The 14,169-nt window shown below is 67.9% G+C and carries 11 protein-coding genes and 1 pseudogene; 3 read left to right on the top strand and 9 right to left on the bottom strand.

Features of this window, described 5'->3' with window-relative positions:
• Positions 1 to 27 precede the first annotated feature (27 nt).
• Together AC5Y7V_RS18005 and AC5Y7V_RS18000 are read right to left on the bottom strand one after the other, a co-directional pair.
• Entirely contained in the window at positions 28 to 1,029 is a 1,002-nt protein-coding gene (locus AC5Y7V_RS18005) for a PE family protein (RefSeq protein ID WP_081665517.1), read from the bottom strand.
• Positions 1,030 to 1,450: 421 nt separating this feature from the next.
• Positions 1,451 to 2,971, bottom strand: coding sequence for a PPE domain-containing protein (locus tag AC5Y7V_RS18000; protein WP_499881365.1), 1,521 nt, complete (start codon positions 2,969 to 2,971; stop codon positions 1,451 to 1,453).
• Between AC5Y7V_RS18000 and AC5Y7V_RS17995 the strand changes: the two are divergent.
• Positions 2,923 to 3,759: pseudogene (locus AC5Y7V_RS17995) on the top strand (DUF2275 domain-containing protein); the annotation flags it as partial. The gene AC5Y7V_RS18000 and the pseudogene AC5Y7V_RS17995 overlap by 49 nt on opposite strands.
• A 153-nt stretch (positions 3,760 to 3,912) precedes the next feature.
• A complete protein-coding gene (gene sigC, locus AC5Y7V_RS17990) occupies positions 3,913 to 4,467 on the top strand; it encodes an RNA polymerase sigma factor SigC (protein ID WP_499881423.1) in 555 nt (184 codons plus the stop codon).
• Here sigC and AC5Y7V_RS17985 read toward each other — a convergent pair.
• Genes AC5Y7V_RS17985 through dprE2 form a run of 4 tightly spaced genes read right to left on the bottom strand, consistent with a single transcriptional unit; the run spans position 4,464 to position 7,853 of the window.
• Complete coding sequence (locus tag AC5Y7V_RS17985) at positions 4,464 to 5,189, bottom strand: cobalt-precorrin-6A reductase (protein ID WP_499881364.1); 726 nt, start codon at positions 5,187 to 5,189, stop codon at positions 4,464 to 4,466. The two genes, sigC and AC5Y7V_RS17985, sit on opposite strands and share 4 nt — an antisense overlap.
• Positions 5,189 to 5,944 carry a precorrin-4 C(11)-methyltransferase gene (gene cobM, locus AC5Y7V_RS17980; protein ID WP_499881422.1) on the bottom strand — a complete coding sequence of 252 codons (756 nt, stop codon included), beginning with the start codon at positions 5,942 to 5,944 and terminating at the stop codon, positions 5,189 to 5,191. Before cobM ends, AC5Y7V_RS17985 begins: the two co-directional genes overlap by 1 nt.
• A complete protein-coding gene (cbiE, locus tag AC5Y7V_RS17975; protein ID WP_499881363.1) occupies positions 5,941 to 7,107 on the bottom strand; it encodes a precorrin-6y C5,15-methyltransferase (decarboxylating) subunit CbiE in 1,167 nt (388 codons plus the stop codon). The genes cobM and cbiE overlap by 4 nt, the downstream gene beginning before the upstream one ends.
• Positions 7,104 to 7,853 carry a decaprenylphospho-beta-D-erythro-pentofuranosid-2-ulose 2-reductase gene (gene dprE2 / locus AC5Y7V_RS17970; RefSeq protein WP_499881362.1) on the bottom strand — a complete coding sequence of 250 codons (750 nt, stop codon included), beginning with the start codon at positions 7,851 to 7,853 and terminating at the stop codon, positions 7,104 to 7,106. Before dprE2 ends, cbiE begins: the two co-directional genes overlap by 4 nt.
• A gap of 35 nt (positions 7,854 to 7,888) precedes the next feature.
• Here dprE2 and AC5Y7V_RS17965 point away from each other — a divergent pair, with 35 nt between their 5' ends.
• A complete protein-coding gene (locus tag AC5Y7V_RS17965; protein ID WP_066913250.1) occupies positions 7,889 to 8,299 on the top strand; it encodes a F420-dependent biliverdin reductase in 411 nt (136 codons plus the stop codon).
• A gap of 15 nt (positions 8,300 to 8,314) precedes the next feature.
• On the opposite strand, the gene AC5Y7V_RS17960 is transcribed toward AC5Y7V_RS17965, so the two are convergent.
• From AC5Y7V_RS17960 to AC5Y7V_RS17950, 3 genes are read right to left on the bottom strand one after another with little or no spacing between them, the layout of a single operon-like run.
• Entirely contained in the window at positions 8,315 to 8,887 is a 573-nt protein-coding gene (locus AC5Y7V_RS17960) for a hypothetical protein (RefSeq protein ID WP_499881361.1), read from the bottom strand.
• 34 nt (positions 8,888 to 8,921) lie between these two features.
• Positions 8,922 to 11,840 (bottom strand): TNT domain-containing protein, encoded by a 2,919-nt coding sequence (locus AC5Y7V_RS17955; protein ID WP_499881360.1) that lies wholly within the window; start codon positions 11,838 to 11,840, stop codon positions 8,922 to 8,924.
• A 51-nt stretch (positions 11,841 to 11,891) separates the two neighbouring features.
• The gene (locus AC5Y7V_RS17950; RefSeq protein ID WP_499881359.1) at positions 11,892 to 14,168 is read right to left on the bottom strand and encodes an alpha/beta hydrolase-fold protein; all 2,277 of its coding nucleotides are present in this window, start codon (positions 14,166 to 14,168) and stop codon (positions 11,892 to 11,894) included.
• Between the last annotated feature and the right edge of the window lies 1 nt (position 14,169).

Raw genomic sequence — 14,169 nt, 5'->3', positions numbered from 1 at the left:
CAAGTCACAGCCGCACCGGGTGAATAGCTACCCGGTCGCGCCGTGAGCGCCCTGAGCACCCTGTGCGCCCTGAGCACCCTGGACACCCAAGACGCCGCCGGGACCGCCGGGGCCGCCTTGACCGCCGATGCCGCCGGTACCGCCGGGAGCGTTAAGACCGCCGGGACCACCGGCGCCGCCCTGCCCGCCGGTACCGCCGTCACCGCCAGTGCCCGCGAAGAGCCCGCCGGCACCACCGGCACCGCCGGCACCACCCGAGCCACCGGGACTCCCGGCAACACCGGGACCAGTGCCGGCCGCACCGGCGGCGCCCGCCCCTCCGGGACCACCGGGACCGCCATGGCCCATGAAGAACCCGCCGGCACCGCCCATACCACCGGCACCACCAGTCGCACCAGCGAGAATGGCCGATCCGCCGGCACCGCCGGCCCCGCCGACACCGAACAACCACCCACCGCGGCCGCCGGCACCACCGGCACCGCCGGGACCGCCGAGGCCGCCGGCCCCGCCGTTACCGATCAGGCCTGCCGCCCCGCCAGCACCGCCCGCGTTGCCCGCTCCCGTGCTATTACCGCCGGCACCGCCATTGCCCAACAACCACCCGCCGGCACCGCCGGCAGTCCCCTGCACCCCCGAGGTCCCATTCGCGCCGTTACCGATGAGCGGACGCCCGGTCGCCGCCGTGCTCATCGCATTGATCGCAGCACCCGGCGCGCGGATCGCAGCTTCCACCATCTGGGCCGCATTGGCAGCCTCAGTACCCGAATACGCAGCCCCGGCGGCGGCCATCGTGCGTGTGAACTGGTCATGGAAGGCCGCTGCCTTCGCGGCCAGTGCCTGATACTCGTCCCCAACCTCGCCGAACACTGATGCGATCGCCGCCGACACCTCATCAGCCGCCGGGCCCGTCACCCCGGTCGTCGGAATTGCAGCCGCCGCATTGGCGCTGGCCAAGTTCGCGCCGATGTTGTCAAGATTTGCAGTCACCCACTGGACGACGGCGGGGTCAATGTAAAAAGGAGAGCTCATGGCATTCCACCCTCATTTTCATCGCCAGCCCTGCGGAAAGGCATAATGCGAGATCGCATTCGAGCAACCGAGTCGAAACGCTACCGCAGTCGGTCGGTCATCGAAATAGATTCCGTAACACTGGAAATGGTCGGGTTTAGGAACTGGATTGGGTCGGAATAATAAACTAGATTCGGTCCGAATTATTAACTGGATTCGGTCGGATTTATACCTAAAAATCTGGAATCTATCGCAATTATGAACTGGATTCGGTCGGCTTTATAACTGGACTCGGTCCGTTTAACGCTTCTTCCAGACCCGTTCGTCACTGTTAAACCTCGGAAGAGTAGGCGGGCCGGGCAAACAGCCTCAGCACGCCGTCGCGACAGTCCCGTCAGCGACATAGTTCAGTGCATGGCACGAACAACGTTGTCGCGCTGCGCTATTCGGTCGCGCTGTTGTCCCAACTGTTCGGCAATAGGGGGATGGCCGCGGCACCGTTGCATCCGTCGTCGGCCAGTGTTACCAGCCCGGCCGGACGGCCGGCGGCGGGCGTGACCGTTCCACCGACGAATCCGACTGGCCCGCCCCCTTGGCCCGAAGCCTCCGAGTCGTCGAGGTCCATGAACTCGTAGCGATGGGCGCGATCCTCGATCGTTGCGCCCCGGCGCCGGCGCCACCGTGTTCGGCCGTTCACCGCGGCCGCGGATGCCGCCGGCTCGTCGGCGCCCTCGGGCGCCGGTTCCTTCGAGCGACGACGCGCGCGAGCGGTGTCGCTGCCGCGCGCCGACAACCCGGACAGGCCGACCGCGTAGAGGACGTCGGAGAGGCCCGCGCTAACGCCCGTTGACGCCGACGGACCGAACCCCACCCCTGGCCCGCCAGTGGCCGGTCCCCCGCCGAGGGCGGACGTTGGGCTCGGCGCCGCGGGACCGGACACCGACGCGGCACTGCTCGCGCTCGCCGGGGCGGCGGCGGTCGCGGGGGCAGGCATCGAGCCAACCGGCGCCGCCACGGCCGTCGGCATGGAGCTGGCCACCGACACGGGGATCGCGATGCCGGTTGCCATCGCGGCGCCAGCCGCCACGCCCGCCGCGCCGGCGGCCGGAACGACGGCGGCCAGCGCCGGGGCAAGCGACACCGCCAACTGGATCGCCTGTTGCCCGAAGGGCCAGAAGATCATCAACGTGTGGAAGGTGGCCCAGGCGAGCGCGGAAGCCAGCGCCGGTGACATCCCGGGGATCTGCATCAGCGCCGAGGTGACGCCGTTGGCGAACGGGACGGCGGGAATCGGCCACCCCGCAGGATTCAGGTCCTTCGATACCGGCCACGCGAAATTTTTTGTGTATTGCTGCAGGAGCGCCGCGAGCTGGTCCTGCCAAGACACGCTGGTATTGGCCGCCGCTGCGGCGCTGTTCTCGCCGCCGGTCGCGACGACCTGCGGCGCCGGGGTCGCCGTCGGGACGGCGGCCAGGGCCGAGTCGGTGACGGCTTGGTAGGTGGTCATGGTTTCGGCGGCCTGTATCCACATCCGCGCGTAGTCCGCCTCGTTGACCGCAATCGGGATGGTGTTGATGCCAAAGAAGTTGGTTGCCACCAGCGCCGCGTGAACGGCGTGGTTTGCGGCGAGCTCGGCCATCGTGGGCATCGCGGCCAGAGCGGTCGTGTAGGCGGCGGCCGCCGTGTGATGCAGCGCGGCGGCGGCGGTGCTCTTCGCGGCGTTCTGCAGGAGCCAGCTCAAGTACGGCACATGGGCCGCCACGTACCGTTCGGCGCTGGGCCCGTCCCAGGCGCTTTGCGCGGCGCCCAACATCCCGATGACTTCGTCTGCCGCGGTTGCATATTCGGCGCCCATCGACGTCCACGCCTCCGCAGCGGCAAACATCGACCCGGGACCCGGTCCGCTGCTCAGCAATGCCGAGTGCACCTCAGGAGGCAAGGCGATCCAGATCGGGGCGGTCATCGGTGGGAGCTTTCGGGCAGGAACACGAATACCTCTTCAGTCGGCGGCGTGGCGGCAGGGGCTTGCCTCCAGTGGTCGGTTTGCCGGACGGTTTGGTTCCCAGCGTCTGTTCCGCCCAGGCCTTTGCGCACCGATCGGGCATGCGCAACGATGCAGGGATGCGGTGTGACGTTGCGCGTGAGGCGCTTTCTGCGCGGTTGGACGGAGAGCGTCCGCAGGTGCTCGCGCAGCAGGTCGATGCCCACCTGGATTCGTGTCGCTCCTGCCGGACGTGGTTGATCGGCGCGGCGGTGCAGAGTCGCCGGTTGGCGTCGATCGAGCCGGGCGAGGGGCCGGACTTGGTCGCAAAGATCATGGCCGGCCTCGATCAAGATTCTCCCGCGTATCACCGCTCGATGCGATGGCTGCGGTCGCGCTACCGGCGCTGGGGACTGATCGGCGTCGGTTTGTTCCAGGTGGCGATCGCCGCGGCCCAGATCGGCGGGATCGATTTCGGCATGGTGTCGAGCCACATGCACGGGGTGATGTCGGGAGAACACCTGATGCACGAGTCGACCGCGTGGTTGCTCGCGTTGGGTCTTGCCATGGTCGCCGCGGGGATATGGCCAATCACCGCGATCGGCGTGGCCGCGATCACCGGCGTGTATTCGGTGGCGCTGCTCAGTTACGTGGTGGTCGACGCCTTCGCCGGCGAGGTGACCGCGACGCGCATCGCCAGTCACATGCCCCTGCTGTTGGGTTTGGTGTTCGCGTTGCTGGTGGCGCGCGAACGCGCCCGGTCGGGCCGGAACCACGCGTCCGGCGCCGACGCGGACGATGACCGTCCGTCTCAGCCCGCGGAGTCCGGTCGGCGACACCGGCATCTCTGGCCCATCAACCGAGCCATCTCTACGACGACCCGTCGTAGACGAGGCGTGCCTGCCCAACTAAGGTGGTTGGCTATGACCGCGTCAAGCGACGACGAGGCCGTCACCGACCTCGCGTTGGCCGCCGCACGCGGGAACGAGCGAGCGCTCGAGGCATTCATCAAGGCGACCCAGCAAGACGTTTGGCGTTTCGTCACCTACCTGTCCGACGCGAGCGCCGCGGACGATTTGACGCAAGAGACCTTCCTGCGGGCGATCGGGGCGATCGAGCGGTTCTCCGGACGATCCAGCGCCCGGACGTGGCTGCTGGCCATCGCGCGCCGTGTCGTGGCCGATCACATCCGGCACGCTCAATCGCGGCCGCGGACCGCGTCCGGCGCCGACCCGGCTCAGTTCCTCAGAGGCGATCGCCACGCCCGGGGATTCGAAGACCTGGTCGAGGTGACCGCGATGATCGCGAACCTCACCACCGAGCAGCGGGAGGCGCTGTTGCTCACGCAGCTGCTCGGGCTGCCCTACGCCGACGCCGCGGCGGTCTGCGGCTGCCCGGTGGGAACTATCCGATCCCGCGTCGCCCGCGCTCGGGACGCGCTGCTGGCCGACGCCGAACGCGAAGACCTCACCGGCTAGTCCAGCCCCGCAACCCATTCGGCGGCCTCTTCCGCGGTGCCGACGGTTGCCACGCCGGCCGGAATTTGCGGTCTTGCAATCATGATCACCGGAATGTCGAGCGCGGCAGCCGCGTCCAGCTTGGCGCGAGTCATGTCCCCGCCGCTGTTCTTGGTGACCAACGCGTCGATGCGGTGCTCGCGCAACAGCGAGAGTTCGTCGTCGTAGCGATACGGCCCGCGCGACAGCAGCAGCCGGTGGTGACGCGGTAGCCCGGTGGTATCCGGCGCGGTGACCACCCGGATCAGAAACCATGCGTCGCTGTCGGCGAAGGCCGGGACGCTTGAACGGCCGGTAGTGAGGAATATCCGCGAATATTGTTGTTTGGCAACGACTTCTGCTGCTTCGACGTCCGAGTCGACGACGTGGGCCGCGCCGGTCGCCCAGGCCGGGCGCGCCAGCACCAAGTGCGGTAACCGTAATGCGGCGCACGCTTCGGCCGCGTGGGCCGTCATGGTCGCCGCGAACGGGTGGGTGGCGTCGACGACGGCGTCGATGTGTTCGTCCTGCAACCAGCGTTTTAATCCGTCCACGCCACCGAAGCCCCCGACGCGCACTGGGCCGACGGGTAGGGCGGGGTCGGGGACGCGGCCGGCGAGCGAACTGACGATGTCGACGCGCGGGTGCAGCGCTCTGGCCAGCGCGCGAGCCTCGCCTGTGCCGCCGAGCAGCAGGACCCGCATCAGTGCCGGCTCCCCCGGGTCCGCCCGGTGGAATACAGGTAGCTGTCGGTGAATCCCTCGGCCGCCAGGACATCGCCGACGATGATCACGGCGGTTTTAGTGATGTTGGCGTCGTGCATCTGGCCGGCGATGTCGCCCAGCGTTCCGCGCAGCACCGTCTGCTGCGGCCAACTCGCGAAAGCCACCACCGCGGCGGGTGTTTCGGGGCCGTAGCCGCCGTCGAGCAGTTGCGGGACGATGGCGTCGATCTGGGCGGCCGCCAGGTGCAGCACGAGAGTGCCGCCGGATTGAGCGAGGGTTTGTAGCTCCTCGCCGGGCGGCATGGGCGTCGAGAGGGTGGCGACCCGGCTTAGCGTCACCGTCTGCGCCACCCCGGGGACGGTGAGCTCGCGCTTCAACGCGGCCGCGGCGGCGGCGAAAGCCGGTACGCCCGGTACGATTTCGTAGTCGATGCCCAGCGCGTCGAGTCGGCGACATTGCTCGGCCAGAGCGCTGTATAGCGACGGATCACCGGAGTGTAGGCGTGCCACGTCATTGCCCGCCGCGTCGGCTTCGGCGATTTCGGTGACGATCTCGTCCAGCGTAAGAGGGCCGGTGTCAATGATTTTCGCGTCGGGCGGGCACAGCGCCAGCAGATCGTCGGGCATGATCGAACCGGCGTAGAGGCACGTTGCGCATCGTTGCAGCAGCCGCTGGCCGCGCACCGTGATGAGGTCGGCCGCGCCGGGGCCAGCGCCGATGAAGTAGACCGTCATTTCGTCATCGCCCATTGAGTGACCGGAAATTGGGGTCGCCATCCGGTGAAGCCGCCAACCGGCTCGCCCTGATAGTGCTGGAGGCGTCGCAGCTGGCCGCCGAATTGTGAATAACATTGTGTGAGAAGAGATTCTGACTCAGCGGTCACCGCGTTGACGACGAGCCGCCCCCCGCTTGGCAGTTTCTCGAGGCAGGCATCGAGCAGACCGGGTTGGGTCAGTCCGCCGCCGATGAAGATCGCCGACGGAGCTTCGGCGCCGTCGAAGCCCTCCGGCGCCTCGCCGCGGACGTCGATGTTGACACCGAATGCCGCGGCGTTGGCGACGATGTTGAGACGGCGCCACTCGTGGCGCTCGAACGCCAGCGCGCTGCAACCCCGCCAGCTCAGGCACCACTCGACGCTGATGCTGCCCGAGCCCGCGCCGACGTCCCAAAGCCGTTCCCCGGGTCGCGGCGCCAAGGCGGCCAGGGTCACCGCCCGCACGCCGTGTTTGGTGATCTGACCATCGTGGGCGAAAGCGTTGTCGGGATACGACGACATGCGTTCGTCGGGCAGGTAGTGGACGGCGATCACGTTGAGGTCGTCGACGTCGTGTGGCGCGGCAGCGGCCCATTGGCGCGCGGTGCCGTCGCGGCGGCGTTCGGTTGGGCCGCCGAGGTTTTCGAGCACGCTGAATTCGGAGTCCCCGCGTTCGTGCGCGTTGAGCAGCGCGGCCAGTTCCTTGGGGGTGGAGCCGTTTTTCGACAGTATGATTGCTCGGCCGCCGCGGCGCACCGCGGTGTGCGTCTGCGCCGTGACCAAGCTGATCACTTCCATTTCGTGTGCGTTCCAGCCCATCCGCGCGCACGCCAGCGTCACCGACGACACGTGCGGCAGCACCCTGACTTTTTCGGGCCCGTGCAACCGGATCAGCGTGCCGCCGATGCCGCGCAGGAGCGGGTCGCCGCTGGCGACGACGTGGATCTCGTCGTCAACGGGGAGAGTTTGCAGGGCCGGCATCATCGGTGACGGCCACTCCCGGCGCGGTGCCGCCACCGTGTCGTCGAGCAGGTCGAGCTGGCGCCGGGACCCGTAAATGACTGTGGCCCTGCGTAATTCGGCACGCGACGTTTCGGCGAGCCCGGCCATGCCGTCGGCGCCGATGCCGACAACGACGATCATCGCGGCATCCTGCGCCAGACGAACTGCGGCAGCAGCCGCATCACGAAGAACATCGGCCGTAGCGACCACGGGATCCACACGGTTCGTCGCCCTTTGGCCAACGCACGCGCGGTCGCGGCGGCCACTTGCTCCGGAGTGCTCGACAGCGGTGCGGGCCTCATGCCCTCGGTCATGCGTCCGATGACGAATCCAGGGCGCGCGAGGAGCAGCTTGACGCCGCTGCCATGCAGCGCGTCGGCCAGCCCGCTGGCGAAGCCATCCAGCCCGGCCTTCGCCGAACCGTAGACGTAGTTCGCGCGGCGCACCCGGACCCCAGCGACCGAGGAGAACACCACCAGCGAGCCGCGGCCGGCGGTGCGCATGGCCGCGGCCAGATGGGTCAGCATGCTGACCTCGGCGACGTAGTCGGTGTGCACGATGGCGACCGCGTGCGCGGCGTCGGTCTCGGCGCGGGCCTGGTCGCCGAGGATCCCGAAGGCCAGCACCGCGGTGCCAATGGGTCCGTGGTCGGCGATTATCGAGGCGACCAGCGGGCCGTGGCAGGCCAGGTCGTCGGCGTCGAACTCTGTGGTCTGCACCGACGCGGCGCCTGCGGCTTTGAGGGTGGCTATCTGGCCGTCGAGTTGGTCGGACCTGCGCGCGGCAAGCACCACCGTCGCCCCGGGGGCCAGCCGCCGCGCGAGCTCGATGCCGATTTCGCTGCGGCCGCCCAGGATTAGTACCGGACCGGCGCCCGTGTCGTCCACGGCTGCGATTATGACCTGCGCTAGCGTGAGCGGTGATGGCGAATACCACTACGCGGCTCACCGACGATGCGCTGGCTTTCCTGTCAGAACGCCACCTGGCCATGCTGACGACTCTTCGGGCCGACAATTCCCCGCATGTGGTCGCCGTCGGTTTCACCTTCGATCCCAAGACTCACATCGCGCGGGTGATCACGACCGGCGGCTCGCAGAAGGCGGTCAACGCCGACCGCGCCGGGGTGGCCGTGCTCAGTCAGGTAGACGGCGCGCGGTGGCTGTCGCTGGAGGGCCGGTCGAAGGTGAACAGCGATGCCGACGCCGTGCGTGACGCCGAGCTTCGGTACGCCCAGCGCTACCGGACCCCGCGTCCAAACCCCCGACGGGTCGTCATCGAGGTGCAAGTGGAGCGGGTGCTGGGGTCATCGGATTTGCTGGACCGGGGCGAGTAGTTTCGCTGGTGTCACTCAACCTCTTTCGGCATTAGCCCGCGAGGTGACGCTCTCCGGAAAACCCTCCAGAAGTACCGCATCCAGTTCGTCGTAGGACATCGGCAGAAGGTGGCTGTAAGGCATATCACCGAGTGTCATGATGAAGTAAGCGTCGGGATTACTGCGCAGCACATACTTAACCACCTGATCGCTTTCAACTTGCATATCTACGCGCGGATCAAGACCTACGGCGCGCCACTTGGGCCCGATCATTTCCATCCGATGCGCGCTTCTAAGATATGTTCCTACTTTGTAAATTATGAATTTACCAGCATCCTGAAACCGAGAAAAAATACCCTGTACGGATTCCGCTGGAGTTAAACGACGCTCGGTCGACGCATAAAGAACCCGATAGCCACCATTTTGTCCGGCTTCAATGACGTAAGCCCACCAGTCAGGATGCGGATACCCATATCGGAAATGGAGTCGTCCGTCCTCCCTGTCTGGCGGGTCCCAAGGCGCATTTCCCGTGTAGCTGCAGATCCACCGCCAGTTCTCGTAGCGTCTCAGCAACTCATCGATTTCAGGGCCTGCAATGTCCGTATCCATGTTGACTAAATCTTACACATTTAAAGTGACGGTGTCAGTTCGGTTCATCAGGCTCATCCGTTTCAGGTGGGGGCACATCGTCGGGCAGCCTGTCGGGTTCTGAAAGCATGCCAGCGTCTTTGAGCTCATCGACTGAGACGGGGAGACCAGTCGACTTGTCAATCACCACCCACTGCTCGCCTCCGCCCGGCTGCCCGAACGCATCCTTAGCGGGCCCGAATTGCACTTCCCAATTCTTACCCGGTGGGATTGGTTCACCCGTCCCCTCAAAGATATGGTACTGGTTTGCCAGGCCGGGCGGCGTTGCCCGTTCTGACAATGGGGTACCTTCTGGCGACAAGAACCCTCCGCCGTTGGGACCTAGACGGTCAAGTCGGAGATCCGTAGGAATGCGATCGGTCGTCATTGGTTCTGCCGCGAACCCATTGTCCGGTGCCTGAACATCCCAATCCCAACGAATATTGCCGTTTGGATCCCTGACAGTGAATTCTCGTTCAAAATCATCCAAAGTTCGTCCGGCCAGAGGTTCATAGCCATCCAACAAATTGTGCGGGACGCGCCCGTTCACCAATCGGTCAATCTCGGCACCTGGATGCTCTAGTACGCGTAACGCGTCCGCGGCAGGCAACGCATAATCGACACCCGGAACTTTTGTCCGGATTGGTGGACCCGGCGCATCGGCGTCAGCGTCAGGAGTTTCCCCGATAGCGTCATCTCTTTCGTGACTCCCGTGTTCGTTCATGGAGCCGTCATCAAGTCCATGTGGGCTTGGCCGACCCTCGCTGGGACCGTCGGAGCTGACGCCGCGTGGCGGACTCACATCACCCGGTCCATGGGGTGGCCCGCCGTCGGGTGGCGTCCCGTGTGAAGGTCCGCCCGGCGCTCCGCCCTCCCCCGGCCCGTGCCAGCCGCCCCCAGGCAGTTCGCTCGGATGACCTCCCGGAAGCGTTGAATGAGGCGTCGCAGACGAAAGCGACGGCGCCGGTGCCGATGAGTGCGCCGCGGCGGGTGCAACTTCAGCGGGTGCCCCACTAGGCGAGACCTGCAACGGAGCCGGCGAGTGATCCGCCAGTTGTGGAATGGTCGACGGCGCGCGTTCGGCCACTGCAGCGGGAACAGCTGGCGGATGCGATGCGGGTGCTGTTGCCGGTATGGGCTCACGTGGACCGCTGGCAGGCACCGAGACCGGATCATGCGGACCACTCGCCGGCGCTGATACCGGTTTGCGCGCACCGCCAGCGGGCTGGGGCAGCGGATCATGCGCGCCACCCGCAGGATCGTGCGGACCGCCCGCCGGTGCCGGCGCTGGCGGCGGTGGGCCACCGGGATCGTGCGGACCGTCCGGCGAGGCATGGGCCGGCGCCGGCGCGGCACCTGGCTCGCGAGGCGCACCCGGCGCGCCTTCCGGCGCGCGCGGCGCCGGCGCGACCGGCACGTCAACCGGCTTCGGAGGCAACGCGACGGGCTGGCCACCCAGAGGGGGCTCGATCTTGGGCAGCTTCCCGGTCACGCCTTCGAGGTCTTTGGCGAGGCTGCTGCCCGTCCCGGCGATATCGGCCAACGCGCTGCGAGGTCCCGCGACACCCGCAATCCCATCCACGGCCCGCCCGGCCGCACGTTCCGCCTGCGCTGCGGCCTCGGCGCCGCGCGCGGCGGTCCCGGCCCCATCGACCGCGGCGGCCGCTTCGCCACCTCCCGGTATCAGCAACGTTGCGACGTCGAAGACGTTCTCACCGAGCCCTAAGCCCGGCCGGGCCGTACTCCAATCATCAAGGTGCAGAAGGCCTTTGATCTGCTGCCAGTTCGACTCGACAAACTCCTGCGGGTTGGCCAGGCCATTGATCACGCTGCCTTTCCACATGCCCTTCCCGAGGCCCGCCCAGGTCTCGGCCGCGCCGTGCGGATCTAACGCGAACCACCGCGGGTCGAGGTCCGCGATCGACAGCGCCATCCCGACGGCGCCCTTCAACACCCCCTCGTTCGCATTGGCGAAAACGTCGAAAACCGTTGCCACCTGGTTGCCGACGGCATCACCCAGATATTGCTTGAGCTCCCCGCGCACGTACTTCTCGAGCTTGACGACCAGGCCGTCGACGACCCCCAAACCGATCTTGATCGCCTGTTCGGAGGCCCGGGCTTCTCCGCCGAGGTGGTGAAGCACGTCGTTGACGTCCTTGGCGATCTTCTTGATCTCATCGAGCGCATCGCCTTTGACGATCAACATCAGATCGTGCCCCAGGTCGGTCAGTGACCCCAGCCGGTTCAGCAGGTCGCGGATCGCGTTCTGGGCCCGACCCACCTTGTTGGCGAAATTGTCCAGGCCCGCGGCCAACTCTCCGCTCGCGTCGCTGATCTTGACAATGCAGTCGCGGATCTGCGACAAAGCGACATCGATCTTGCCGCCTTCGGGAATCTGATGCGCATCCATCAGCACCATGGCGGCGTTGAGGGAGTCGCGCATCCCTGCAGCCCCCGCGCTGAAGCCCCGCCACCGGGCCGCGGCGGCATGCATCCCCGCCACGTCACCGTCAGGCCACACGTCGTCGACGAACGACTGCACCACCGCCCACAGCAGCGGCGGCGGCTGGCCCGGCCCGAGCGTCCCGGGCGGGCCAGGCGGCGAGATGTTGGCCGGGTCGGGTGGCGCCTGTAAAACGCCCTCGCCGCCGCGAAGGTTAGATGCGGCTTCGGCATTCGAATAATTGGCCGCGCCTTGTTGAATCTTGGCGCCGCTCTGGCGGCACGCGTTGACCGCGGCGGCCGCGGCCTGCAATAGCTTCTCGGCCGCGTCCTGATACCCGAGGCCGAACACCTCGCCGGCCGCGTCATGGCCGGTGTTGGCCGCGAAACCCGCCGTCAACACCGTCAGATTGGCGGCCAGACCCTCTCCGGCGGCGACCACCACGCTGCCCACGGCGAACAGCGCCTGGGGATCGACGACCAAGGGCACCACGCGCCAAATTCTCGCCCAGGCCGACCTGTGCCGCTATTCACCCAGGTCAGCTCACTCGTCGATACGCAACGTGATCCGGTGCCGCCCCGCGGGCACCGCCACGGCGGACCCGGCGGGCTCACCGTCGAGTTGCACCGCCACCCCGTCGGGCAACCCACCGAGCGTGATCCGCGCGGCAGTGTCGCTGACCACGGTGATGGTCGACGACGGCAGCGCGGCCAGCCCGGCGCGCGCGACGTCGACGGTGAGGCCGCCGACCCCGATCAGGCGCAGCGTCAGATACGGCAGCGGCGCGACGGGCCGCCCGACTTGCCAGTCAAGCTCGCTGTACAGCCCCGGCGTCGGCTCGAAGTTCAGCACCACGCCTCGGTGGTGGCGAATCGTGTGCGTCGGGTCCGGCCGCGCGTACGACCGCGCGTCGACCTCGGCGACGGCCCCGCGCCGCGCGGTTACCGAGGGATCGGCGGTGAGCTCCGAGATCCACCACACCTGGTGCGGCCCGATACCCAGATCCGCCCGCACCAACTGCGGGTACCACGCGAACGTGATGTGTCCCGGATCGGCTTGGCGCAGACCGGTTCCCATGTGCGCGATCGGGTCCTCGAACTTGTCCTGCAGCACCCAGGCGATGTGATCCTCGAGCGGATACACGGTGAACCGATGGCGGTAACCCAGCCGGTCGAGTTCGAGCACCTGCTCGGCCGCCGACGCGAACGGCACCAGTTCGTCGACCAGCCCGTGGGCGATGACGTACGGCAGCCAACGGGCGTTCACCAGCAACTTCCACGTGTCGCCCTCCCGGGCGCAGTGCGAATCCAGGTCGAGGTCCGCCGGGATGTCGACGTCGGGAATCAGCCGCACCCCGCACGCCGGCGGCCCGGCCAGCACCACCGCCTGCGAGAACACCTCCGGATAGCTCAACCCGAGCTTGTAGGCCGCGTAGCCGCCCATCGAATAGCCCGATATGACAGTGCGATTGGGGTCGGTGCCCAGCTGCTCGGCGACCCGAGCCCACACCTCCCACACGTCGAGTTCTCCCGTGTCGAAGTACCAGGTCGACGGCCCCCGCGCCAACGGCGTGACCACCACCGAGTTGCGGCCCTCGCACACCTCGTGCAACAGCCGGGGGTCGATCGCCGCGAACTGGCTCTGTCCCAGCGCAAGCGAGTGCAGCAACAGCGTCAACGGCAGCGCGCGGCCCGGCGCGTACGTCGACGGCAGGCAGATCGAATAGGGCTGCACCCGGCCGAGGAACTGGGGCTTGGTGCTCAGGATGTCGTCGGCCGCGATGCCTTGTCCGAGCTCGACCGAGGACACGTACCACCTGGTCGACGGGCCGGTGACCACCGGCTCGGGCTCGGTTTCGCGCGCCGCGAGCCGGGCCCACGGCACCGTCACCGCGAACGCCGACACGTCGCCACCAGTCAAAGCCGCGGCCTGGGCCGAGTCCGACCAGAAGTTCAGGTGCGGCGGCTCCTGCTCATTGGTGCGAAACGCGACGTTGTAGACGTTGGGCTGCCCCGGCAGCGCACCCCGTTCGGCCGGCACGTCGGCGAACGCGTCCCCCGCCGAGTTGGCCAGCCCGGCGACCAGCCGCACCGTCCAGCTGCCAACAGGTTCCACCAGCGACCGCGGGACCTGCGCCAGAAACGATCGCGATTGCATGTCGACGCTGTGCTCGACCGGCGTCCTCACCTGGGTGGTCAGGTCGATCAACGCGGCGCCGCGCCCGGACACCAGCAGCGCGGTGTCGATGCCCGCCGAGCGCACGCCCGCGCCGGCCGGCCAGTCCGGGGCGGCCTGGCGGGCGGGGTCGGTGTCGAAGGTGAACAGCGCGATGGGCACCGCCGCGTCCACCAAGGTGTTCCAGTCGACCCGCCACCAGGTGTGCGTGTCGGTGAGCCCGATGGCGACGCGGAAGATGTCGGCGCCGTTGCGGGCGGCGGGCCCGTCGGGGTAGACGTAGGTGCCCCGCGGCGGCGCCTGGATTTTCAGGTCCCCGACCGGCACGCCCGTCGCGCCGTGGTCGTCGTAGAGGAAGTCGGTCCAGAACAGGGCCCCGTCGGCCAGCCGCCCCGCGCCGCAGGTGCGCGGAAACTGCTCCCCGAACGGCCAATTCGACGGCGCGGGCAGCCGCGGCTCGGGACGCCGGGCGGCCGGCGGCGCGCCCTCGGGCATCCCGTCGACGACGACGAGCTCGCCGGGCGGTGCCGGCGCGGGGGCCGGCGGGTGCAGCACCGCATCGGCGACATGGCGCGCGATGCGCAGCGGAAGCAGCGTGAGGTCCAGGATCGACACGCCGCCCAACCTACGCGGCGGCACCGTCATG

It is taken from the genome of Mycobacterium sp. NGS34, assembly GCF_059812845.1.
This window is presented reverse-complemented; position numbering and strand designations above follow the sequence as displayed.